The 19,078-nt window shown below is 74.0% G+C and carries 19 protein-coding genes; 12 read left to right on the top strand and 7 right to left on the bottom strand.

What is annotated here, in order from left to right; translation table 11 throughout:
* Positions 1 to 290 precede the first annotated feature (290 nt).
* Entirely contained in the window at positions 291 to 668 is a 378-nt protein-coding gene (locus tag WMF43_RS41335; protein ID WP_437673394.1) for a hypothetical protein, read from the top strand.
* Between the two features lie 168 nt (positions 669 to 836).
* Positions 837 to 1,457, top strand: a complete 621-nt coding sequence (locus WMF43_RS41330) for a hypothetical protein (RefSeq protein ID WP_437673393.1) — start codon at positions 837 to 839, stop codon at positions 1,455 to 1,457.
* A gap of 113 nt (positions 1,458 to 1,570) precedes the next feature.
* On the opposite strand, the gene WMF43_RS41325 is transcribed toward WMF43_RS41330, so the two are convergent.
* From WMF43_RS41325 to WMF43_RS41315, 3 genes are all read right to left on the bottom strand, one after another.
* Complete coding sequence (locus WMF43_RS41325) at positions 1,571 to 3,199, bottom strand: N-acyl-D-amino-acid deacylase family protein (RefSeq protein WP_437673392.1); 1,629 nt, start codon at positions 3,197 to 3,199, stop codon at positions 1,571 to 1,573.
* A 231-nt stretch (positions 3,200 to 3,430) separates the two neighbouring features.
* Positions 3,431 to 4,402: a hypothetical protein gene (locus tag WMF43_RS41320; protein WP_437673391.1), complete on the bottom strand. Its 972-nt coding sequence runs from the start codon at positions 4,400 to 4,402 to the stop codon at positions 3,431 to 3,433.
* Positions 4,399 to 5,301, bottom strand: coding sequence for an SPFH domain-containing protein (locus WMF43_RS41315; RefSeq protein WP_437673390.1), 903 nt, complete (start codon positions 5,299 to 5,301; stop codon positions 4,399 to 4,401). Before WMF43_RS41315 ends, WMF43_RS41320 begins: the two co-directional genes overlap by 4 nt.
* Before the next feature lie 159 nt (positions 5,302 to 5,460).
* Between WMF43_RS41315 and WMF43_RS41310 the strand changes: the two genes are divergently transcribed.
* The gene (locus tag WMF43_RS41310) at positions 5,461 to 6,837 is read left to right on the top strand and encodes a serine/threonine protein kinase (protein ID WP_437673389.1); all 1,377 of its coding nucleotides are present in this window, start codon (positions 5,461 to 5,463) and stop codon (positions 6,835 to 6,837) included.
* A gap of 43 nt (positions 6,838 to 6,880) precedes the next feature.
* On the opposite strand, the gene WMF43_RS41305 is transcribed toward WMF43_RS41310, so the two are convergent.
* Positions 6,881 to 7,603, bottom strand: a complete 723-nt coding sequence (locus tag WMF43_RS41305) for a polyprenol monophosphomannose synthase (RefSeq protein ID WP_437673388.1) — start codon at positions 7,601 to 7,603, stop codon at positions 6,881 to 6,883.
* A 117-nt stretch (positions 7,604 to 7,720) separates the two neighbouring features.
* Complete coding sequence (locus tag WMF43_RS41300) at positions 7,721 to 8,359, bottom strand: hypothetical protein (protein ID WP_437673387.1); 639 nt, start codon at positions 8,357 to 8,359, stop codon at positions 7,721 to 7,723.
* A gap of 199 nt (positions 8,360 to 8,558) precedes the next feature.
* On the opposite strand from WMF43_RS41300, the gene trxA reads away from it, so the two are divergent.
* The 8 genes from trxA to WMF43_RS41260 all read left to right on the top strand — a co-directional run bounded on the left by trxA (position 8,559) and on the right by WMF43_RS41260 (position 16,244).
* Positions 8,559 to 8,888: a thioredoxin gene (trxA, locus tag WMF43_RS41295; RefSeq protein WP_437673386.1), complete on the top strand. Its 330-nt coding sequence runs from the start codon at positions 8,559 to 8,561 to the stop codon at positions 8,886 to 8,888.
* A gap of 300 nt (positions 8,889 to 9,188) precedes the next feature.
* Positions 9,189 to 10,214: a type I glyceraldehyde-3-phosphate dehydrogenase gene (gene gap, locus WMF43_RS41290; protein ID WP_437673385.1), complete on the top strand. Its 1,026-nt coding sequence runs from the start codon at positions 9,189 to 9,191 to the stop codon at positions 10,212 to 10,214.
* 4 nt (positions 10,215 to 10,218) lie between these two features.
* Positions 10,219 to 11,454 (top strand): phosphoglycerate kinase, encoded by a 1,236-nt coding sequence (locus WMF43_RS41285; protein ID WP_437673384.1) that lies wholly within the window; start codon positions 10,219 to 10,221, stop codon positions 11,452 to 11,454.
* Positions 11,455 to 11,459: 5 nt separating this feature from the next.
* Positions 11,460 to 12,293 (top strand): triose-phosphate isomerase, encoded by an 834-nt coding sequence (tpiA, locus tag WMF43_RS41280; protein WP_437684194.1) that lies wholly within the window; start codon positions 11,460 to 11,462, stop codon positions 12,291 to 12,293.
* A 158-nt stretch (positions 12,294 to 12,451) separates the two neighbouring features.
* Positions 12,452 to 12,724 (top strand): preprotein translocase subunit SecG, encoded by a 273-nt coding sequence (secG, locus tag WMF43_RS41275; RefSeq protein ID WP_104985237.1) that lies wholly within the window; start codon positions 12,452 to 12,454, stop codon positions 12,722 to 12,724.
* Between the two features lie 6 nt (positions 12,725 to 12,730).
* Complete coding sequence (locus WMF43_RS41270; protein ID WP_437673383.1) at positions 12,731 to 14,452, top strand: hypothetical protein; 1,722 nt, start codon at positions 12,731 to 12,733, stop codon at positions 14,450 to 14,452.
* Complete coding sequence (locus WMF43_RS41265; RefSeq protein WP_437673382.1) at positions 14,449 to 15,129, top strand: acyltransferase; 681 nt, start codon at positions 14,449 to 14,451, stop codon at positions 15,127 to 15,129. Before WMF43_RS41270 ends, WMF43_RS41265 begins: the two co-directional genes overlap by 4 nt.
* Positions 15,126 to 16,244: a DegT/DnrJ/EryC1/StrS family aminotransferase gene (locus WMF43_RS41260; RefSeq protein WP_437673381.1), complete on the top strand. Its 1,119-nt coding sequence runs from the start codon at positions 15,126 to 15,128 to the stop codon at positions 16,242 to 16,244. The genes WMF43_RS41265 and WMF43_RS41260 overlap by 4 nt, the downstream gene beginning before the upstream one ends.
* Positions 16,245 to 16,279: 35 nt before the next feature.
* Here the strand turns inward: WMF43_RS41260 and WMF43_RS41255 are convergent, their stop codons facing one another.
* The gene (locus WMF43_RS41255) at positions 16,280 to 16,678 is read right to left on the bottom strand and encodes a hypothetical protein (RefSeq protein WP_437673380.1); all 399 of its coding nucleotides are present in this window, start codon (positions 16,676 to 16,678) and stop codon (positions 16,280 to 16,282) included.
* Positions 16,679 to 16,843: 165 nt separating this feature from the next.
* Positions 16,844 to 17,860 (bottom strand): zinc-binding alcohol dehydrogenase family protein, encoded by a 1,017-nt coding sequence (locus WMF43_RS41250; RefSeq protein WP_437673379.1) that lies wholly within the window; start codon positions 17,858 to 17,860, stop codon positions 16,844 to 16,846.
* An 82-nt stretch (positions 17,861 to 17,942) separates the two neighbouring features.
* Here WMF43_RS41250 and WMF43_RS41245 point away from each other — a divergent pair, with 82 nt between their 5' ends.
* Positions 17,943 to 18,893 carry a LysR family transcriptional regulator gene (locus tag WMF43_RS41245; protein ID WP_437673378.1) on the top strand — a complete coding sequence of 317 codons (951 nt, stop codon included), beginning with the start codon at positions 17,943 to 17,945 and terminating at the stop codon, positions 18,891 to 18,893.
* The last annotated feature ends 185 nt before the right edge of the window (positions 18,894 to 19,078 follow it).

Below are 19,078 nucleotides of genomic sequence, written 5' to 3'. Positions count from 1 at the left end.
GGCGCCGGGCTCGCGGCGCAGCCCTCATCGTCCGCTGCATCGCCGGCGTGCTCCAGCCAACTGAGCCCGCGTGAGCGCCTGAGGCGGGATCATTTGTCACGCATGGCCAACTTGCCCCATCGTCGGCGAGCGCGAGCGCACGCTGAGCTCCCTGTCGCCGGGACGAGCCGCCAGGGCCCACCCTTGCCGCCCGTCGGCCGCTGCGGCCTTCCAGGTTGGTATGTACTTCGCATGGAGTCGGGAGCTCTCGCTATCTACAAGGCTGATCCTTCAGGACGAGGTAGAGCGCTATGACCATGGGGAATGACCAGTACACTTCGGGCGGATACAAGAACGGCATCTACGAGGGCGGCTCCCAGGAGTCCGGCGCGCAGGAATCGCAGCAGGCGCAGGGCGGCGAAGGTGGCGTGAGCCTCGACGCGCTGCTGAAGTTCGCCAAGGACGTCCAGAGCAAGGTCAAGGACGTCCCCTACATCGTTCCGATCGCGATCGGCGGCGCGGCATTCGCGATCGGCGTGCTGGCGAGCTCGAAGATCCTGCGCCAGCTCACCCTCCTCGCCGGCGGCTACGTGGTCAAGTACGCCATCCAGAACGCTCCCAAGGACCAGATCGTCGACTTCGCCAAGAAGGTCGTCTCGGATTCGTTCCGGGCGTCGTCGAGGGCGTGATCGCGGGACGGGCAGCGCGTCGACTCGTTGCTCGCTCGGTGCCTAGTCAGTCCCTGGCGGACGCGGTTTGATCTACCCTCCGCGGCGCCGGCGGCGCACGCGCTTCCGCGCTCTGGCATCCCAGAGACGGAGGCGCGCGTGCCGCCAGCGCACCGGACGGGAGGACGCATGAAGTTCTGGGAGAGCATCGAGGTCCGCTGGTTCCTGCCGGCGGAGGACGCCCGGGTGCGGCGGCTTACGTCGTGGTTCTCGCGTGTGCCCGCCGAGGAGCCGCGGATCGACCGCTACGTGCGGACGCAGCGCGCCGATCTCGGGCTCAAGGTGCGCGGCGGCCGCGAGACCACGAGCCTGGAGACCAAGTTCCGGAGCTGTGCGTTCGGCCCCGTCCACTTCGCGCCCACGATCCTCGGCGAGCTGGAGCGCTGGACGAAGCTGTGCGTCGCGTCGAGCGACGCCGACGACGAAGGCCGCGGATGGCTGACGCTCCGGAAGGAGCGCCGGCTCAGGATGTTCGGTCTCGAGCGCGGTCGCCCCGTCGAGGCGAAGGGCGAGGGCCGGTTCAGGGCCGGGTGCACCGTGGAGCTGACCCGGGTCGAGCTCGTGGGCGGGGACGCCGCGCCGGCGGCGTGGACGCTCGGGCTCGAGGCGTTCGGCCCGCCGGAGACCCTGCTCGAGGCGCTCTACGCCGTGGGCCGTGGGGTGTTTGCTGAGCAACCCGACCTCCGGCTGGAGGGCTCCGAGTCGATGGGGTACCCGGCGTGGCTCGTGGAGCGGTCGGCGCAGCGGTGAGCGGAGAAGTGATGCGCGGAGAGGCGAGGCGCTGAGCCGCGCGGCGAGGAGACGGGGAGAAGGCCCGAAGTTCGCCCCGCGTTCCCGCCGCCCTGCTCGGAAGCCCTGCCGGCCTACCTGCGCAGGAGGCGCCCCCGCCGCGTCTTGCTCGCCAGCGCGCCGTCTTGCACGACGACACCGCCGGTGATCAGGACGGCGCGTATCCCCGAAGGCGGCGCGTCCGTTCGCTCCCGCGTCGTGTTGTCCGCGACCGTGAGCGGATCGAAGACGACGAGATCGGCCCAGTGCCCAGGCACGATCCGCCCGACATCGCGGAGCCCGATCCGCTCGGCGGGGAGCGCGGTCATCCGGCGCACCGCCTCCTCGAGCCGGAACAGCCCGAGGTCGCGGCTGTAGCGCCCGAGGACCCGCGGGAAGGTGCCGAACGACGCCGGGTTGTGCCGGCCGCGCCGCGTGAGGATCGCGTCGGTCTCGAACGCGCACAGCGGGTGCGAGAGCACGGTCCGGAGGGGCTCGTCGCGCTCGCCCTCGCCGGAGTACGTGTCGATGAGCACCCGCGCCCTGCCGTCGCTCGCGCGGGCGACGTGCACGTAGGCGTCGAACTCGCTCAGGCGGAGGCGCCCGGCGATCTCCCGGAGGTCGAGCCCCTCGAGGTCGGCGAGCTCCGGCGCCGCGCCCCAGAGGAGCCGGATGTCCGCGTAATCGAGCCCGAGCAGCAGCCGGAACATGGCGAACTCCCGCCGGAGCCGGCGCAGGACGGCCGGGTCGTTGATGCGGGCGCGGAAGTCGTCGAGCACCCAGGCGGGGAGGAGCGCGTTCACGGTCGTGTTGCCGGCCGTGTACGGGAACGCGTCGAACGCCGCGTCGACCCCCCTGTCGACCGCGCGCTCGATCGCGCGGAGCACCCAGGGCGCGGTGGGCCACGTGCGCCGGCCGATGAAGATCTGGTGCGAGAGCTGGATCTTCGCGCGGCTCTGCTCGGCGAGGCCGAGCAGCTCGCGCACGGAGCGGAGGTTGTGCGGCGGGCCGAGCAACAGCGGCCTGTAAAAGGGCGAGACCCACGTGTAGGCCCGGCCGTGGACCGTGAAAACGCAGCCCTCGTCGGCCACCGTCCGGAGCAACGCGAGGAGCTCGTCGCTCCGCGCGAAGACGCCGGGAGCGTAGGCCAGCCCGGCCGACAGGCCGAACGCGCCCTCACGGAGGGACGCACGCGCGAGCGCGCACAGCCGCCGCACCTGCTCCGGGCTCGGGGGCGCGGCGTTGTTGCCCATGACGGCCTGGCGGAGCGTGCCGTGGCCGACCAGGAGGGCCGCGTTCATGAGCAGCCCGCCGCCCCCGAGCGCGCTCAGGAGCTCGCCCATCGATCGCCACGTATACGCGAGATCTCGGTCCTTCATGATCTCCGCGGAGTGCTCCACCAGCGGGATGGACGTGCGCGTGACGGGGGCAGGGGAGTGCCCGCAGTTGCCGGCCACCACGGTCGTAATGCCCTGCGCGACCATCGGCGCGAGGATCTCCTCGTGATCGGGCAGGGTGAGGAGCCAGTCGACGTGCGAGTGGATATCGATGAACCCGGGCGCGACGGCGAGCCCGCGCGCGTCGATCACCCGCCTGCCCGCGAGCGCGCCCGGCCCGGCGATCGCCGCGATCCTGCCGTCCTGGACGCCCAGGTCGGCCGGGTAACGCGGCTGGCCGCTCCCGTCGAGGATCGTCCCCCGCGAGACGACGAGGTCGAAGTCCACGCGTGCTCCTGGCCAGGTCTGGCGCGCGCGCCGCGAGCGCGCCAGTCGGCGCTCGTGCCGACGCGGGTCGAGCGCCTCGTCGAAGGCGGCTGGCTCGCGCTGCTCGACCCCTGGCTGCCGCGCGCCGAGGTGGAGGCGCTGCTCGAGGCGCTGCGGGACGGGGTCGCGTGGCGGCAGGACAAGATCAAGCGGGCGGCGCCACGCTCGCGGCCCGGCGCCCGGGCGCGCTCGTCACGGGAGGCCGCCCCCGCAGAGCAGCGCCGCGAGCTCTCCGGCCCGCTCCGGCGTCGCCAGGTCCTGGGCGGCGACCGTCATCGCGCGGATCTCCTCGACCCCGAAGCCGCGCTCGCCGCCCCCGCGCGCCGGGCCTGCCGCGATCCGGATGTGCAGGAGCTCTCCCGAGGCCACGACGGCGAGCTCCACGCCCCCGCCGTCTGGGCCTCCCTCCTCGCGGGAGATGGGCACCACGACGGCGCCGCGCGCCTCGAGCGCCCGCGTGAGCCGCACCTCCGGCGCATCGGCAGCGCCGCGTGGCGCCGGCGCCGCGCCGAGCGGGCGGAGCGCCGCGGCGAGCTCCACGGACGCCACCGCCTCGGCGGCGCGCGTCCCGGCGCTGCGCACGGCGCGCCGGAGCCGATCCGCGCGCTCGCCGTCGCAGCCCAGCGCGGCGAGATCCGCCGGGTCGAGCCGCACCACGCAGCGGACCAGCGCCGACCCGCCGCTGCTCGGCACCTCCGCCGCCTCGAGCCGCGCGCGCCGGAGCATCGCCGCGCCCTGCGCGTCGCCCGAGGCCTCGAGCAGCGCCGCCGCGCCGCCGAGGACCGCGTCGGGGTGCGGCCGCTCCGGCGCGGCCGGCGGCGCGGCCTCCCGGTACACCTGGTTCCACCCGCGCCCGGCGCCCGGCAGGCGCAGCAGCACCGCCAGGTCGGCGAGCTCCGTCTCCGGCGTGCGGACCGCGCTCGCGAAGGCCTCCCTCACCGCCGCGAGGCGGGCCGCGTCCGCCGTGAGCGCCGCGAACGCCGGCGCGTCGACGGTCAGCGCGAGGCGCGACGCGCTCACCGCGCGCGACCCCAGGGTCCACCGCTCGGGCGGCCCGGTGAGCTCGAGCCCGGCGCCGCCGACCAGCGCGGAGAGGCCGCGCTCGCCGCGCGCCTCGAGCAGCGCCACGGCCGCCGCCTTCAGCGCGGCCAGCGCCGGGATCACGCCCCGCCCATGCGCCCGCGCCGCGCGGTCCGCTCCATCTCGAGCGCGGCGTCCGCCTCCAGGGCCGCCTCGGCCTCGCGCTGCGCCTCGGCGTCGACCGCGCGGCGCCCCTCCTGGACGCGCACGGGCTTCGCCTCGGCGGCGGTCGCCTCCGCCATCGCCGCCGCCGCGTGCCGCACGTCATCGTAGGGCTTCGCGAGGTCGAAGATCACCTTCGTGTTGCCCTGGCTCAGGTTCGCGAGCGCCTCGAAGCGCCGGAGCTCCATCGCCCCGGGCGACCGCGCGAGGATGCTCGCCGCCTCGGCGAAGTTCTTCGCGCTCTCCACGTCGGCCTCGCTCTTGATGACCACGTAGCGCCGATCGCGCTCGGCGATGGCCCCCTTCGCGAGCACCTCCTGCATCTGCGGCGGCAGCGCGATGTCCTGGAGCCCGATCATCTCCACGTGCAGGCCCCACGACGCCGCCGCCGCCTCGACCTGCGCGCCCACCTTGGCGGCGACCTCCTCGCGGTGCGCGAGCAGCTCGTCGAGCCGCGTCTCGCCCACCACGTCGCGCAGCACGACCTTCGCGCGATCCTTCATCGCCGTCTCGTAGTTCTCCACGGCCAGCGTGGCCTTCTCCGGATCGACGACGCGGTAGTAGACGACCGCGTCGATCATCGTGGTCACGTTGTCGCGGGTGATCACCATCTGCTGCAGCAGATCGCGGTTCTTCATCCGCGTGTCGATGCGCCGGAGCTCCTGCAGCCCCGGGAGGAACAGCGTCACGCCGGGGGAGACGCGGCCGGTCAGCTTGCCGAGCGTGAAGCGCAGCGCGGCCTCCCACTGGTTGATCTGCCGCAGCCCCGACAGGAGGTACATGACCGCGAACGCCGCGAGGAGGACGAGGACCAGGGACATCGCCTGCGACTCTAGCAGAGCGCTCCACGGCCAGCGCTCGGTCAGCGTCCGGTCGGCGCTCGGTCGGCGTGGGAGCGCGCGCTCGGACAAGCGTACGCGGGCGTGCTCCAGCGGCTTCGCGCTGGTGTCGCTGCCTGGGCGGTGTACCCTCGCTCCGCGATGAGCTCCGAGCCGGGTCAGGCGTTGCGCGACGGGCGCTACGTGATCACGCGGGCCCTGGGCGAAGGGGCTCAGGGGCACACGCTGGAGGCGGTCGACAAGCGGCTCGGCAAGCTGGTCGCGATCAAGCGGTTCCAGATCCGCGGCGCCTCGAGCTGGAAGGGCGTGGAGCTCGCCGAGCGCGAGGCGCGGGTGCTCTCCTCGCTCTCGCATCCGAGCCTGCCCGCCTACCTCGATCATTTCGAGGAGGACGGAGCGCTCTTCCTCGTGATGGAAAAGATCGATGGCGAGAGCCTGGGCGCGATGCGCCGCCGCCGCGTGGTGCTCGGCCGGGACGAGGTCGTGCGTTTCCTGAGGGACGCCTCGGGCGTGCTCGACTACCTGCACGGCCGCGCGCCGCCGGTCATCCACCGCGACATCAAGCCGAACAACGTGATCCGGCGGCCGGACGGCTCCTTCGCGTTCGTCGACTTCGGCGCGGTCCGCGACCGCCTGCGCCCCGAGGGCGGGAGCACCGTGGTCGGCACGTTCGGGTACATGGCGCCGGAGCAGTTCCAGGGCCGCGCGCTGGCCGCGTCGGACGTCTACGCGGTCGGGGCGACCGCGATCTGCCTGCTGACCGGCGAGGAGCCCGAGAACCTGCCGCACCGGGGGCTCGCGATCGACGTGCCCGCGGCGCTCGGCGGCCGCGCGGATCCGCGGCTGGTCAAGGCGCTCTCGGCGATGCTGGAGCCCGATCCGGACCGCCGCGCCGCGCGCATCGCGCCGCTCCTGGAAGGCCTCGGCGGCGGCGGGGCGCCCCCCGAGCGATCGCGCGCCGGCGAGCCCGCCGGCGACCCGGCCGGGCACAAGGAAGAGCGGCGCGCGCGCAAGGAAGAGCGGCGTGCGCGCAAGCGGGAGCGCAAGGAAGAGCGGCGCGCGCGCAAGCACGGCTACCGCGTGAGGCCCGTCCGCGGCCTCGATGGCCTGCCGCTCGTGGCCGCGCTGTTCGGCCTCACCGTCGCCCGAATCGCCGTCGGCCTCGCGCTCGGGGTGATCGTCCCGACGGTGCTGACGCTGCTGTCGCTCGTGTTCGGCCGGGTGCTGCGCGAGAACGCCGCGCGCGGCGTGCGCAGCGCGGGCCGCGCGGCCGAGCTCGCGCTGCTCCGCGCGATCCGCGTCGTCCGGGGGCGCGCGCCGGTGGACGACGCGGGCGACGCCGGCCAGCGCGCCGAGGGCGCGGCCGGGCGCGTGCGCATCGAGGATCAGGAGGTCGACGGGCGCGCGCGCTTCCGCGACAGCGATCTCGATCTCGATCTCGACGCGGAGCTCGACGACGCGGCGGCCGACGAGCAGTCTCGGTCGACCTCCGGGCCGCCCCGCGCCGCGAAGCGCTGAGCGGCCGGCCCGCGCGCCGCGGCGCCGCGGCGGGGCGCGCCGCTCAGATGCGCCCGAGCGCGGCGTCGAGCCGCAGGCGGAAGACCTCGACGATCGCCTCGGCGAAGATCCTCCGGCTCATCTTCGAGTGGCCGGCGCGCCGATCGACGAACACGATCGGCACCTCGACCACGCGCAGCCCCTTGCGGAGCGCCCGGTAGGTCGTCTCGATCTGGAACGCGTAGCCGTTCGATCGGACGCTGCCGAGATCGAGCGAGAGGAGGGCGCGCCGCGTGAACGCCTTGTACCCGGTCGTGAGGTCGCGGACGCCGACGCCCAGGATGGTCCGCGCGTAGAGCGAGCCGCCCTTCGAGAGCACGTGCCGCCCGAGGCCCCAGCCCTCCACGCCCCCGCCCGGCATGTTGCGCGAGCCGAGGACCACGTCGGCGCCCCGGGCGATCGCGTCGAGGAACGCCGGCAGGTGGCCGGGGTCGTGCGAGAGGTCCGCGTCCATCTCGAAGGCGACGTCGTAGCCGCCGTCCAGCGCGCGCTGGAAGCCCTCCAGGTAGGCCGTGCCGAGCCCCAGCTTGGCCGGGCGGTGGAGCACGTGGACGCGCCCGTCGCGGGCGGCGAGCGCGTCGCCGACGGCGCCGGTCCCGTCCGGCGACGCATCGTCGACCACGAGCACGTGCGCCTCCGGCGCCGCCGCGAGGACGGAGCTCACGAACTCGGCGAGGTTGTCCCGCTCGTTGTAGGTCGGCGTGATGACGAGGGTTCGGGGGGCCATCCTGGGTCGGCGCCGCGCGCGCAGGCGCTCGTAACACGGGCGTGGTCCGCGTCGCGCGGCGTCGCGCGGCCTCCCTGCCGTGCGGCGCGCGCCGCGTCCGCGGTCGTCCGCCTGCGCTCAGGCCTCCGCTTCGTTCGCCGGCAACGGCACCGGCTTGATCGAGAGCACCGCCGGGACGTAGACGGCGACCGCGACCGCCTCGTCGGGCTCGCATTCCCGGCTGCCCGCGGGCCGCTGCACCCGGTGGAGAATGTACGGCCGCAGCAGCTGCTGCTTCTTGGCCGGCAGGAGCTTGCCGAACATGTAGCGGTACAGGTCCCTGAGATCGCCGAGGCCGCGCGGCGTCACCGCGGCGAGGTGCAGCCCGCCCTCGATGCGCGCGACGCTCATCTCGCCCTCCGGCCTGGCCGCCCCGTGGATCGGCAGCACGGCCTCGTAGCCCCAGAGGTGCGGCGGATCCTCGCTGGGATCGCCCTTCAGGCCGAACAGCGGCTCCTCGAGGATCCTCAGGCGCTGCCGCGCGGCGAGCTCGGCCAGCCGCGCGCAGGCGTCGCGGAGCGCGGCGAGCGTGAAGGTGCGCTCGAGCGGCGCGACGAGCGCTCTGCGCGTCTGCCGCCAGGTCTCCTCGGCGCTGTAGGCGGCCGTCACCTCGGCCGCCGCCGGCGGGACCGTCGCGGGCGCGCCGCGCACCCTCGGGCGCTTCGGGGTGGTCTCGTCCGACGACATCCGGGTCGGGCGATCTACCAAAACGACCACCGGAGCGGAAGCCTCCGCGGGCGCGCGCACCCGCTCGCTTGCCGGAGGCGTGCGCGCCAGTTAATTTCCTCTCCCGACAGGGCGTTCGCTCTGCCTCGGGCCGACTGGCTGAAGCAGCCTCGGTCACTTGTGGGGTTGCGTCGCTCGCGCCACGGCGCAGCCCCGAACCTGAAGAACAGCGCGGCACCGGAGACAACCCATGGCGAGCAGCCCGAACGTCGTCACCATCACGGACCAGAATTTCGAGTCCGAGGTCCTCAAGTCCCCCATCCCCGTGCTCCTGGATTTCTCGGCCACCTGGTGCGGGCCCTGCAAGGCGCTCGCGCCGATCGTCGACAAGATCGCGGACGACTTTCAGGGCAAGGTGAAGGTCGGCAAGCTCGACATCGACGAGTCTCCGGAGACGACAAAGAAGTACGGGATTCGGAGCGTTCCGACGGTGCTCGCGTTCAATGGCGGGCAGAAGACGGGGTCGCAAGTCGGCCTCGCGAACCGCGAGAAGCTCCTCCAGCTCGTCGGCGCCGTCTGAGCCGGGCGCCGCCCCGCGCCGAGGCCGGCGCGGCGACGCGGGCCACGCTCGACCGAACGCCTCCCCGACCGAACACCTCCCCGACCGAACACCTCCCCGACCGAACACCTCCCTGCCCGCACGCTCCCCCGACCAGCCGACCGAGGCGCCGCTACCGCGGCGCACAGCGCGGCGGCGCGGCGGCGCGGCGGCGCGGCGGCGCGCGCTAGATCGCCAGCGCTCCGCCCCTGAGAGCTTTGCTTGACCGTCGCGCGCGAGGTGACTACGTATCGCGCCCGGCCACTTTCCCAGGAGTTCGTGATGGCGACGAAGATCGCAATTAACGGTTTTGGGCGCATCGGACGCTGCATTGTCCGCGCGCTCGTCGAGCGCGGGGTGAAGGACGTCGAGCTGGTCGCCATCAACGACCTGACGGATCCGAAGACCCTCGCCCACCTCTTCCAGTACGACTCGATCCACCGCGAGTTCAAGGCGGCGAAGGTCGGTTACGGCGACAAGCACATCAGCATCGGCGACCAGAAGATCGAGGTCCTCGCGCTGAAGGACCCGGCCGAGCTGCCGTGGAAGAACCTCGGCGTCGACATCGTCCTCGAGTGCACGGGCATCTTCACGGACAAGGCGAAGGCCGCGGGCCACCTGAACGCCGGCGCGAAGCGCGTGATCATCAGCGCGCCCGCCAAGGGCCACGACCTCACGGTCGTCATGGGCGTCAACGACAACCTCTACGATCCGGCGAAGCACACGGTGATCTCGTGCGGCTCCTGCACGACGAACTGCCTCGCCCCGGTCGCGAAGGTGATGCTCGACAACTTCGGCATCGTCCGCGGCCTGATGACGACGGTCCACTCGTACACGAACGACCAGCACCTGCTCGACATCCCGCACCGCAAGGGCGACCTTCGCCGCGCCCGCGCCGCCGCCGTGAACATGATCCCCTCGAGCACCGGCGCCGCCAAGGCGCTCTCCGAGGTGATCCCGGAGCTCAAGGGCAAGTTCGACGGCCTCGCGATCCGCGTCCCGACCGTCGACGTCTCGCTCGTGGACCTCACCCTCGAGACCGAGAAGCCGATCACCAAGGACAGCATCCACGCCGCGATGAAGCAGGCCGCCGACTCCGGCCCGATGAAGGACATCCTCAACTACACGGACCGGGAGCTCGTCTCGGGCGACTTCATCGGCTCGCCCGCGTCCAGCACGTTCGACGCGACGATGACGTCGATCCTCGGCGATCGCTTCGCGAAGATCTTCTCGTGGTACGACAACGAGTGGGGCTTCTCGAACCGCATGATCGACCTCGCTCAGCTCGTGGCGAAGAAGGGCGTGTAGCGCCGTGAAGCTCACCGGAATCCGCTCCATCGAGGACCTCGCCGCGGCCGGCGACGCCGCCGGCCTGAGCGGCAAGCGCGTCTTCATCCGCGTCGACTTCAACGTCCCGCTCGACAAGAAGACGGGCAAGATCACGGACGACTCGCGCATCCGCGAGGCGATCCCGACGATCAAGCTCGCCGTGGAGGCGGGCGCGAAGGTCATCCTCGCCTCGCACCTCGGCCGCCCGAAGCCGGGCAAGACCGAGGGGCTCTCGCTCGAGCCGTGCGGGGGGCGGCTCAGTGAGCTCACCGGCTACGAGGTCCACCTGCCGGACGACTGCGTCGGCGACTCGCCCAAGAAGGTCATCTACGACCTCCGGGCGGGCCAGATCTGTCTCCTGGAGAACCTCCGCTTCCACGAGGAGGAGGAGAAGGACGACGAGGGCTTCGCGCGCCAGCTCGCCGAGCTCTGCGACGTCTACGTCGACGACGCCTTCGGCGCCGTGCACCGCGCCCACGCGTCGGTGCACGCGCTGCCGCGCCTCGTGCGCGAGCGCGCCGCCGGCCTGCTCCTGCTGAAGGAGCTGAAGGCGCTGAGCCGGCTCATCGATCGCCCGGAGAAGCCGTACGTCGCCGTCCTCGGCGGCGCCAAGGTCTCCGACAAGATCGACGTCGTCGAGGCGCTCCTCAACGTGGTCGACACCCTGTGCATCGGCGGCGCGATGGCGAACACCTTCCTCGCCGCGCAGGGCAAGAACGTGCAGAAGAGCCGCATCGAGGAGGACAAGCTCCCGCTCGCGCGCACGATCATGAGCAAGGCGCGCGATCGGGGCATCCAGCTCCTCCTGCCCGTCGACGTGGTCGTCGCCTCCGGCATCGACGCGACGCAGGGCACGCCCGCGTCGGCCGACGCGATCCCCGAGGGCACGATGGCGCTCGACATCGGCCCCCGCTCGGTCGAGCTCTTCGGCGCGGCGATCGAGAAGGCGAAGACGGTGTTCTGGAACGGCCCCATGGGCCTCTTCGAGACGCCGGCCTTCTCCAAGGGCACGTTCGACGTCGCGCGGATCATGAGCAACGCCCCCGGCTTCACGGTGGTCGGCGGCGGCGACAGCGCGGCGGCGGTCAAGGTGGCCGGCGAGGACATCGCCCGCGGCTTCAACCACATCTCGACCGGCGGCGGCGCTTCGCTCGAGCTCATCGAGGGCAAGAAGCTGCCGGGCGTCGAGGCGCTCCGGTCCGCCGAGGTGAGCGAGTGAAGCCCGTGAACGACGGGGGCACGCCCGGCGACACGGGCGTCGCCCCCCGGGCGGCCTCGCGTCGTCCGCTCATCGCCGGCAACTGGAAGCTGAACGCCGGCGGGCAGGACGCCTGCCCGCTGGCCGCGGCCGTCGCCAAGGCGACCCGCGAGCTCACCCGGGCCGAGGTGGTGGTCGCGCCGCCGTTCACGGCGATCGCGGCCGTCGCCCACGAGCTCGCGGAGGCGAAGAGCGAGGTCGGCATCGCCGCCCAGAACATGAGCGCCGAGGCCTCCGGGGCGTTCACCGGCGAGATCTCCGCGGGCATGCTCAAGGACGCGGGCGCGACCTGGGTGATCCTCGGCCACAGCGAGCGGCGGCAGCTGTTCGCCGAGACCGACGAGTCCGTGGCCCGCAAGGTCGCGTCGGCGATCGCCGCCGAGCTGCGCCCCATCGTCTGCGTCGGCGAGACGCTCGAGCAGCGCGAGGCGGGCGAGACGCTCGCCGTGGTCGAGCGTCAGGTCCGCGCCTTCCTCGACGAGCTCGCGAAGCAGCCCGGCTTCGGCGTCATCGCGTACGAGCCCGTCTGGGCGATCGGGACGGGCAAGGTCGCGCGCGCCGAGGACGCCCAGGAGGTCCACGCGTTCATCCGCGGCCTGCTCGCGAAGGCCTCGGACGACCTCGCCGGCGTCACGCGCATCCTCTACGGCGGCAGCGTCAAGGCTGACAACGCCGAGGGGCTGCTCGCCCAGGACGACATCGACGGCGCGCTCGTCGGCGGTGCGTCCCTCGACGCCGCCGGGTTCGCCAAGATCGTCGACGCCGCGCACCGACTGGCGGAGCGCGCGGAACAGGGGTAGATCGCGGGCCGGTCCCGTCTCGCGACGGGAGCGCCGGCCCGCCCTCTCGCTCAGCGTGCCCTGGTTGCCGCCATCGCTCCGTTTGCTCCGCTCGCTCTGCTCGCTCTGATTGCCCCCGGGCCCTCGCGCCGGCAGGTTCGCCCACCCGAAAGACGCCGATGCTTCACACGTTCCTCAACATCGTGCACGTGTTCGTCTGCCTGTTCCTGATCCTCGTCGTGCTCCTCCAGCAGGGCCGCGGGGGTGGGATGGGGTCGGCCATGGGAGGCGCCACGGCCCAGGTGTTCGGCGGCCGCGGCGCGGGCAACTTCATGACCCGCCTCACGGCCATCTGCGCCGCCGTCTTCATGGCGACCAGCGTGTCGCTCGCTTACCTCTCGTCCGCGGGTGACCGGGAGCTGCGCGAGTTCGAGAAGTCCCAGGAGAAGTAGGCCCGCGTGGGACGGCCCGCTCCCGTGCCGAGCAGGGCGGCGGGCGGGGCGCAGGGCGCGGGGTTGCCTGCGGATCGGGCGTCGGCCTCCGCCGCCCCCTTCGCGCGCGACCTTGCCCTCGTCGTGCTCGCCAAGGCAGCCGTCTCCGCGCTCGCGCTCGCCCTCGGCTTCCGCGCGGTGAGCGACGACGACTTCGCGCGCGTGGTCCTCGCGCAGGAGTGGGCCAACGCGCCCCGGCTCGACCCGACGGGCACGAGCTGGCTCCCTGTCCCGTTCTGGATCTACGGCGCGCTCTTCCGCGTGTTCGCGCCGACGCTCGACGTCGCCCGCGCCGTCGCCTTCGCGCTCGGCCTCCTCTCGGCTGCGCTCATCTACGTCGCCGCCCGCTGGATCACGGGCGACCGCCGCGCCGCGCTCTCCGGCGCGGTGCTCGCCAGCGTCTTCCCCTGGAGCGCGTGCCTCGGCGTCGCGACCGTCCCCGAGCTGCCGACGGCGGCGCTCTCCCTGTTCGCGCTGGCGTCGCTCGTCACACCGCCGGCCGGCCCTACGCCGCCGGCCGGCCCTGCGCCGCCGGCCGGGCGCGCCCTGCTCGGCGCGTTCGCGCTCGCGCTCGCGGCGCTCTCCCGGTACGAGCCCTGGCCCGTCGCCGCCGCCTTCGCGGCGATGGCGCTGCTCGCGGCGGCCCGCCTCGGTCAGGGCCGCGCCGCGCAGGTGAAGCTCGCGGCGGCCGCGCTCGTCGCCCTCGCCGGCCCCCTCGCGTGGATCGCGTGGAACCGCGTCGCCCACGGGGAAGCGCTGCACTTCCTGGCCCGGGTCGCCGCCTACCGGAGCGCCCTCGGCCCGCGGGAAGACGGCACGCTCGCGCGGCTCTTCGCGTACCCCGCCGCGATGGTGCGCGAGGAGCCGGAGCTGTTCCTGGCTCCCGTCGCCCTGGCCGTGATCGCCTGGCGCGTCCGCCGCCGCGCCGGCGCCGCGCCCGCGGCCCGCCCGCTCCCGCCGCTCCTGCGCGCGGCGCGCCCGTACGTGCTGCCCGGCGCCGTCGCCGTCTTCCAGATCGCCGCGCTCTCGCTCGCCCTCGTGCGCGACGGCGCTCCCACGCACCACCCCGAGCGCGCGACCCTGCTCGCGCTGCTCCTGGTCGCGCTCGCCGTGGGCGATCTCTCCGTGCGCGCCTTCCGCGGCGCCTCGCCCGGGGCGCGGCGGGCGCTCGTCGGCGCGGCGCTGGGGGTGCTCCTCATCGGCCTCTACTATCGCCCCCGCCTGCGCCGCGAGCACTTCAACCCGCGGAGCGACGAGGTCGCCATCGGCCGCGTCGCGGCCGAGCTCTCCCCTCCCGACGCGTCCCTCCTCCTCGAGGTCGTCGACTACGGCTACCTCGCGGCGCTCGCCGCCCTCGGCCGCCCCGGGCGCGTGCACCCGGATCGCTCGATCGACCCCCGCGATCCCCCCGTCCGCTCGAGCTTCGACGATCGCGCGTCCCTCGCGCGCCGCGCCGCCGAGGTGGGCGCGACCCACCTCATCGCGCGCGTCCGCCCTGCCGTGACGGACCTCGCGGGCACGCCGCTCGCGACGCGCGGCTCCTGGGGGCTCTGGGCCGCGCCCCCGGCCGGCGGCGCGCGGCTGGCTGCGCCGGAGCCCGCGCAGCCGGCCCCGCCGGAGCCCGCGCAGCCGGCCGCGCCGGAGCCCATCGGCGCGCGCCCCGCGCCGTCCGCGGAAGGGGCGCGATGAGCCCGCTCGATCAGCCGTTCTTCGCCCACGCCACCGCGTGCATCGACCAGCCGTGCACGATCGGCGAGGGGACGCGGATCTGGCACTTCTGCCACGTCGCTGCGGGCGCGAGGATCGGCCGCGGGTGTGTGCTCGGGCAGAACGTCTTCGTCGCGGGCAGCGCCGTCCTCGGCGATGGCGTCCGCGTCCAGAACAACGTCTCCGTCTACGACGGCACCGTCATCGAGGACGACGTGTTCCTCGGCCCTTCCGCCGTGCTCACGAACGTCGTCAACCCGCGCGCCGCGATCGACCGTCGCGCGTTCCTCGACCGGACGATCCTCCGCCGCGGCGCCACGGTCGGCGCGAACGCCACGGTCGTCTGCGGCGTCACGATCGGCCGCCACGCGTTCATCGGCGCCGGCGCCGTGGTCACCCGCGACGTCCCCGACTACGCGCTCGTCACCGGCGTCCCTGCCCGGCGCGCCGGCTGGATGAGCCGCCACGGCCACAAGCTCGTCGCCTCGCGCGACGGCCTGATGCGCTGCCCTGAGAGCGGCTACCGTTACGAGCGCCGCGGCGACGTCGTCCGCTGCCTCGACCTCGACGAGGACGCGCCGCTCCCGGCGCCCCGCGCCGCGGCCGCGCGTCATTACCGCGACGTGCACACGCCGGAGGACGAGGACGCCGCGCGATGACGCCGCCCCCCATTCCTTTCTTCGACCGCACCCGCGGCGATCTCGCGATGCAAGGCGAGCTCGCCGCGGTGTTCGAGGAGGTCGTCCAGAGCGGCCACTACATCCTCGGTCCGCAGGTCGAGGCCTTCGAGTCGGAGTGCGCTGCGTACCTCGGCGTCCGGCACGCGCTCGGCGTCTCCTCCGGCACGGACGCCCTGCTCGTGGCGCTGATGGCGCTCGGTATCGGCCCCGGCGACGAGGTCGTGTGCCCCGCGTACACGTTCTTCGCGACCGCCGGCGCCGTCCATCGAACCGGCGCGACGCCGGTCTTCGCGGACGTGCTCCCGGGCTCCTTCAACCTGGACCCTGCGTCGGCGGAGCGCGCCGTGACCGCGCGCACCCGGGCGATCCTCGCCGTCCACCTCTTCGGCGACTGTGCCCCGATGGACGAGCTCCTGGCCATCGCGCCCCGCGGCGTGCCGGTCATCGAGGACGCGGCCCAGGCCTTCGGCGCCGAGCGCGCCGGCCGCCGCGCGGGCGCGCTCGGCGAGCTCGGTTGCTTCTCGTTCTTCCCGACCAAGAACCTCGGCGGCTTCGGCGATGGCGGGCTCGTGACCACCGAGCGCGACGACCTCGCCGAGCGCGTCCGGTCGCTGCGCGCGCAGGGCGCTCGCAGGAAGCACCACCACACGCTGGTCGGCGGCAATTTCCGCCTCGACGCCCTCCAGGCGGCGCTCCTCCGGCGCAAGCTCCCTCGGCTCGGCGCGCTCCTCGAGCGGCGCCGCCGGCACGCCGAGCGGTACGCGGCGCTCCTCGGCGGGGCGGGCTTGCCCATCTCGTTGCCTGACGCCGCCGCCGCCGGGCACACGTTCAACCAGTACGTCATCCGCCTGGACGACGCGTCCCTGCGCGATCCGCTGCGGAGCTTCCTCGCCGAGCAGGGCATCGGCACCGAGGTCTACTACCCGGCGCCGCTCCACCTCCAGCCCTGCTTCGCGCCGCTCGGCCCGCCGGCCGGCGCTCTCCCTGTCGCGGAGGCCGCCGCGCGCGAGACGCTCGCGCTCCCGATCTTCCCCGAGCTCACGGGCGAGGAGATCGACCGCGTGGCGACCGCCATCCGCTCATTCTTCGCGTGACTTGCGGCGTCCGCGCGCCGCCGCGTGAAGGGCGGCTACGTGCGCTTCGGCGGGATCGGATACAGCTGGGCCAGGTCCTCGTTCCGCCGGAACCCGAGCGCCTCCCGGTGTACGCGCAGCTCCCAGAGCGCCTGGGTCGCCGCCTCGCGCTGCCGGTTGAAGGCCGCTACCCTCGCCGCTCGCTCCCCCGGGTCCGCGCCTTGGCGCCAGGCGAGCGCGTCGAGCGCCTTGCCTTGCAGCTCGAGCTCCAGCAGCGCGACGTTGACCTTGTCCTCGGACCTCCCGAGCGCCGAGGCCATCTCCCGGAGGATCTCGCCGGCGATGTCCGAGGGGCCCGAGGCGGGCAGGCGCTGCCGCAGGCGGTCGAGGTATGGGCTCCTGTAGCCTTCGTTCTTGAGCTGGTCGACGAGCTTCTTCCACGTGGGCTCGGCCATGTCGCTGCAGCGTAGCAGCGGCGCCCGAGCGCACCGCCTTGGCCGAGCGCGCGGCCGCGTGGCGGCGCGGGTCACCCGGGCGCGGACGCGCCTGCCTGACCCGGCGGAGGCGCGGCGGCCGTCGCGGGCCGTCGGCCCTCGCGCAAGGCGCGGCGGCCGTCGCGGTCAGCCCCACCCCTCCAGCACCAGCTTTCCGATCGCCTGCCCCGACTCGATGTGCGCGTGCGCGGCGCGCAGGTTCGCCGCGTTGATCTGGCCGAGGTGCTGGCCGCGCGTCGTGCGGAGCCGCCCCTCGTCCACCCACGCCGCCACGCGCGTGAGGATCTCCCGCTGCGCGTCCATGTCCGGGGTCCCGTGGAGGGACCGCGTGAACATCAGCTCCCACGCGAAGCTCGCGCTCTTCGACATCAGCCTCCCGAGATCGATCGGCCCCTTCGTCTCCACGATCCCCACGATGCGACCGAGCGGCGCCACGACGTCCACCATCGTGTCCCACCACGCGTCGGTGCTCTGCGTGTTGAAGATCAGCTCCACGTGCCGCAGCCCTGCGGCCTCGAGCTGCGGGCGGAGCGGCGCGCGGTGGTCGACGACGAGGTCCGCGCCGAGCGCGCGGGCCCACGCCTGGCTCTCTTTGCGCGACGCGGTGGCCACGACGCGCAGCCCGGCGACCTTGGCGAGCTGCACCACCATCGAGCCCACGCCGCCGGCGCCGCCGATGACGAGCACCGTGCGCCCGGCGTCGCGCCCGTCGCGATCGACGCCGAGGCGCTCGAAGAGCCCTTCCCACGCCGTCAGCGCGGTGAGGGGCAGCGCCGCCGCGTCGGCGAACCCGAGCGACTGCGGCATCCGCGCCGCGATGCGCTCGTCGACGAGGTGCACCTCGGCGTTGCTGCCCGACCGCGCGATGCTCCCCGCGTAGTAGACCTGGTCGCCTGGCCGGAACGCGCTCACCTCCGCGCCGACCGCCTCGACGACGCCGGCGGCGTCCCAGCCGAGGACGCGCGGCGGGTCCTCGACCTTTGGCTTCGGCGCGCGGACCTTCACGTCGACCGGGTTCACCGCCACCGCGCGCACCCGCACGCGCAGGTCGTGCGGCCCGGGCGTCGGCTCCGGGATCTCCAGGTCGAGCAGGCTCTCGGGGTGATCGATGGGCAGGTAACGGTGCAATCCAACGGCGCGCATGGCGTTCTCCTCTCCGGGACCGGCAGGAGGTCCCGTTGCGCATGGAGAGGTGCACCCGATCGCTGCGGCGTACAATCGGCGCGTGAAGACGAGGATTCATGAACCGAGTTCATCAATCGACCCGGGTGAGGCTGCGCACGCGCTGAAGCTCCTCGTCGCGATCGCGGATTTGCGCTCGTTCTCCGCGGCGGCGGAGCGGCTCGGTCTGACGCCCTCGGCGGTGAGCAAGGCCGTCTCCCGCGCGGAGGCGCGGCTCGGCGTGCGGCTCGTGCAGCGCACGACGCGCCGGGTCTCGCTCACGGACCTCGGCGAGGCGTACGTCGCGCGCGGGCGGCAGCTCCTCGCCGACGTCGAGTCGCTCGAGCGCGACATAGCGGCGCGCGACCAGGCGGTGCGCGGCCCCCTGCGCGTCGCGGCGCCGGCGGTCTACGGCGCGAGCCGCGTCGCCCCGCTCTGCGCGCGCTTCCAGGCCGAGCACCCCGGCGTCACCGTGGATCTCCGCTGCGGCGACCGGCTCGCCGATCTGGTCGACGAGCGGATCGACGTCGCGGTGCGCATGCTCTCCGCCCCACCGGCCGAGTTCGTCGCGCGCCCGCTCGAGGAAGACCGGCGCGGGCTCTACGCGAGCCCCGCGTACCTCCGCCGCCACCGCGCCCCGCGCGACGCGGCGGAGCTCGGATCGCACGCCGGGCTCCGCTACGGCGCGGGCGGCGCGGCGCACGTCGTGTTCCGGCTCGCCGAGCCCGGCGGGGCCGAGGCGCCGGTGCGCCTACCCGCGGTCTTCTCGAGCGACAGCGTCCTCGCGGTGCTCGAGGCCACGCGCGCTGGCCTCGGCATCGCCGAGCTCCCGGCGTACCTCGCCGCGCCCGACGTCGCCGCGGGCGGGCTGCGCGAGGTGCTCGCCGGGTGGGTTCCGGTGCGCCGGAAGGTCGTCGCTGTGTACCTCCCGTCGCGCTTTCTCCCCGCGCGGGTGCGCGCTTTCGTCGACTTCCTCGCCGGCGCCCTGCGCGCGCCGGATCGGGCGCGGCGTTGACCGCGGGCGCGGGCATGCCGGGCGCGGTCCTCTGGGCCGATCGCCTTTTCGGCCAGCGCACCTCCTGAGCCGCGCTGCGCCGTCGGTGCAGGGAGCCGGACGGGCCGGACTCTGAGCCCCAGGGCCTTCCGCGGCGACCGCCGCGTCCGTCGGGGATGACCTTAGGGGCGTTCTACTGCGAGGCC

Origin of the sequence: Sorangium sp. So ce131, from assembly GCF_051519095.1 — a bacterium.
Classification (GTDB): domain Bacteria; phylum Myxococcota_A; class Polyangia; order Polyangiales; family Polyangiaceae; genus Sorangium.
The sequence above is the reverse complement of the archived record's forward strand: the minus strand, read 5'-3'. Positions and strand labels throughout refer to the sequence as shown.

Excerpts from the sequence above, each read along its gene's own strand:
- WMF43_RS41255 (WP_437673380.1), bottom strand. The coding sequence starts at position 16,678 with ATGGCCGAGCCCACGTGGAAGAAGCTCGTCGACCAGCTCAAGAACGAA.
- WMF43_RS41260 (WP_437673381.1), top strand. The coding sequence starts at position 15,126 with ATGACGCCGCCCCCCATTCCTTTCTTCGACCGCACCCGCGGCGATCTC.
- WMF43_RS41265 (WP_437673382.1), top strand. The coding sequence starts at position 14,449 with ATGAGCCCGCTCGATCAGCCGTTCTTCGCCCACGCCACCGCGTGCATC.
- WMF43_RS41310 (WP_437673389.1), top strand. The coding sequence starts at position 5,461 with ATGAGCTCCGAGCCGGGTCAGGCGTTGCGCGACGGGCGCTACGTGATC.
- WMF43_RS41315 (WP_437673390.1), bottom strand. The coding sequence starts at position 5,301 with ATGTCCCTGGTCCTCGTCCTCCTCGCGGCGTTCGCGGTCATGTACCTC.
- WMF43_RS41330 (WP_437673393.1), top strand. The coding sequence starts at position 837 with ATGAAGTTCTGGGAGAGCATCGAGGTCCGCTGGTTCCTGCCGGCGGAG.
- secG (WP_104985237.1), top strand. The coding sequence starts at position 12,452 with ATGCTTCACACGTTCCTCAACATCGTGCACGTGTTCGTCTGCCTGTTC.
- WMF43_RS41250 (WP_437673379.1), bottom strand. The coding sequence starts at position 17,860 with ATGCGCGCCGTTGGATTGCACCGTTACCTGCCCATCGATCACCCCGAG.
- gap (WP_437673385.1), top strand. The coding sequence starts at position 9,189 with ATGGCGACGAAGATCGCAATTAACGGTTTTGGGCGCATCGGACGCTGC.
- WMF43_RS41305 (WP_437673388.1), bottom strand. The coding sequence starts at position 7,603 with ATGGCCCCCCGAACCCTCGTCATCACGCCGACCTACAACGAGCGGGAC.
- WMF43_RS41335 (WP_437673394.1), top strand. The coding sequence starts at position 291 with ATGACCATGGGGAATGACCAGTACACTTCGGGCGGATACAAGAACGGC.
- trxA (WP_437673386.1), top strand. The coding sequence starts at position 8,559 with ATGGCGAGCAGCCCGAACGTCGTCACCATCACGGACCAGAATTTCGAG.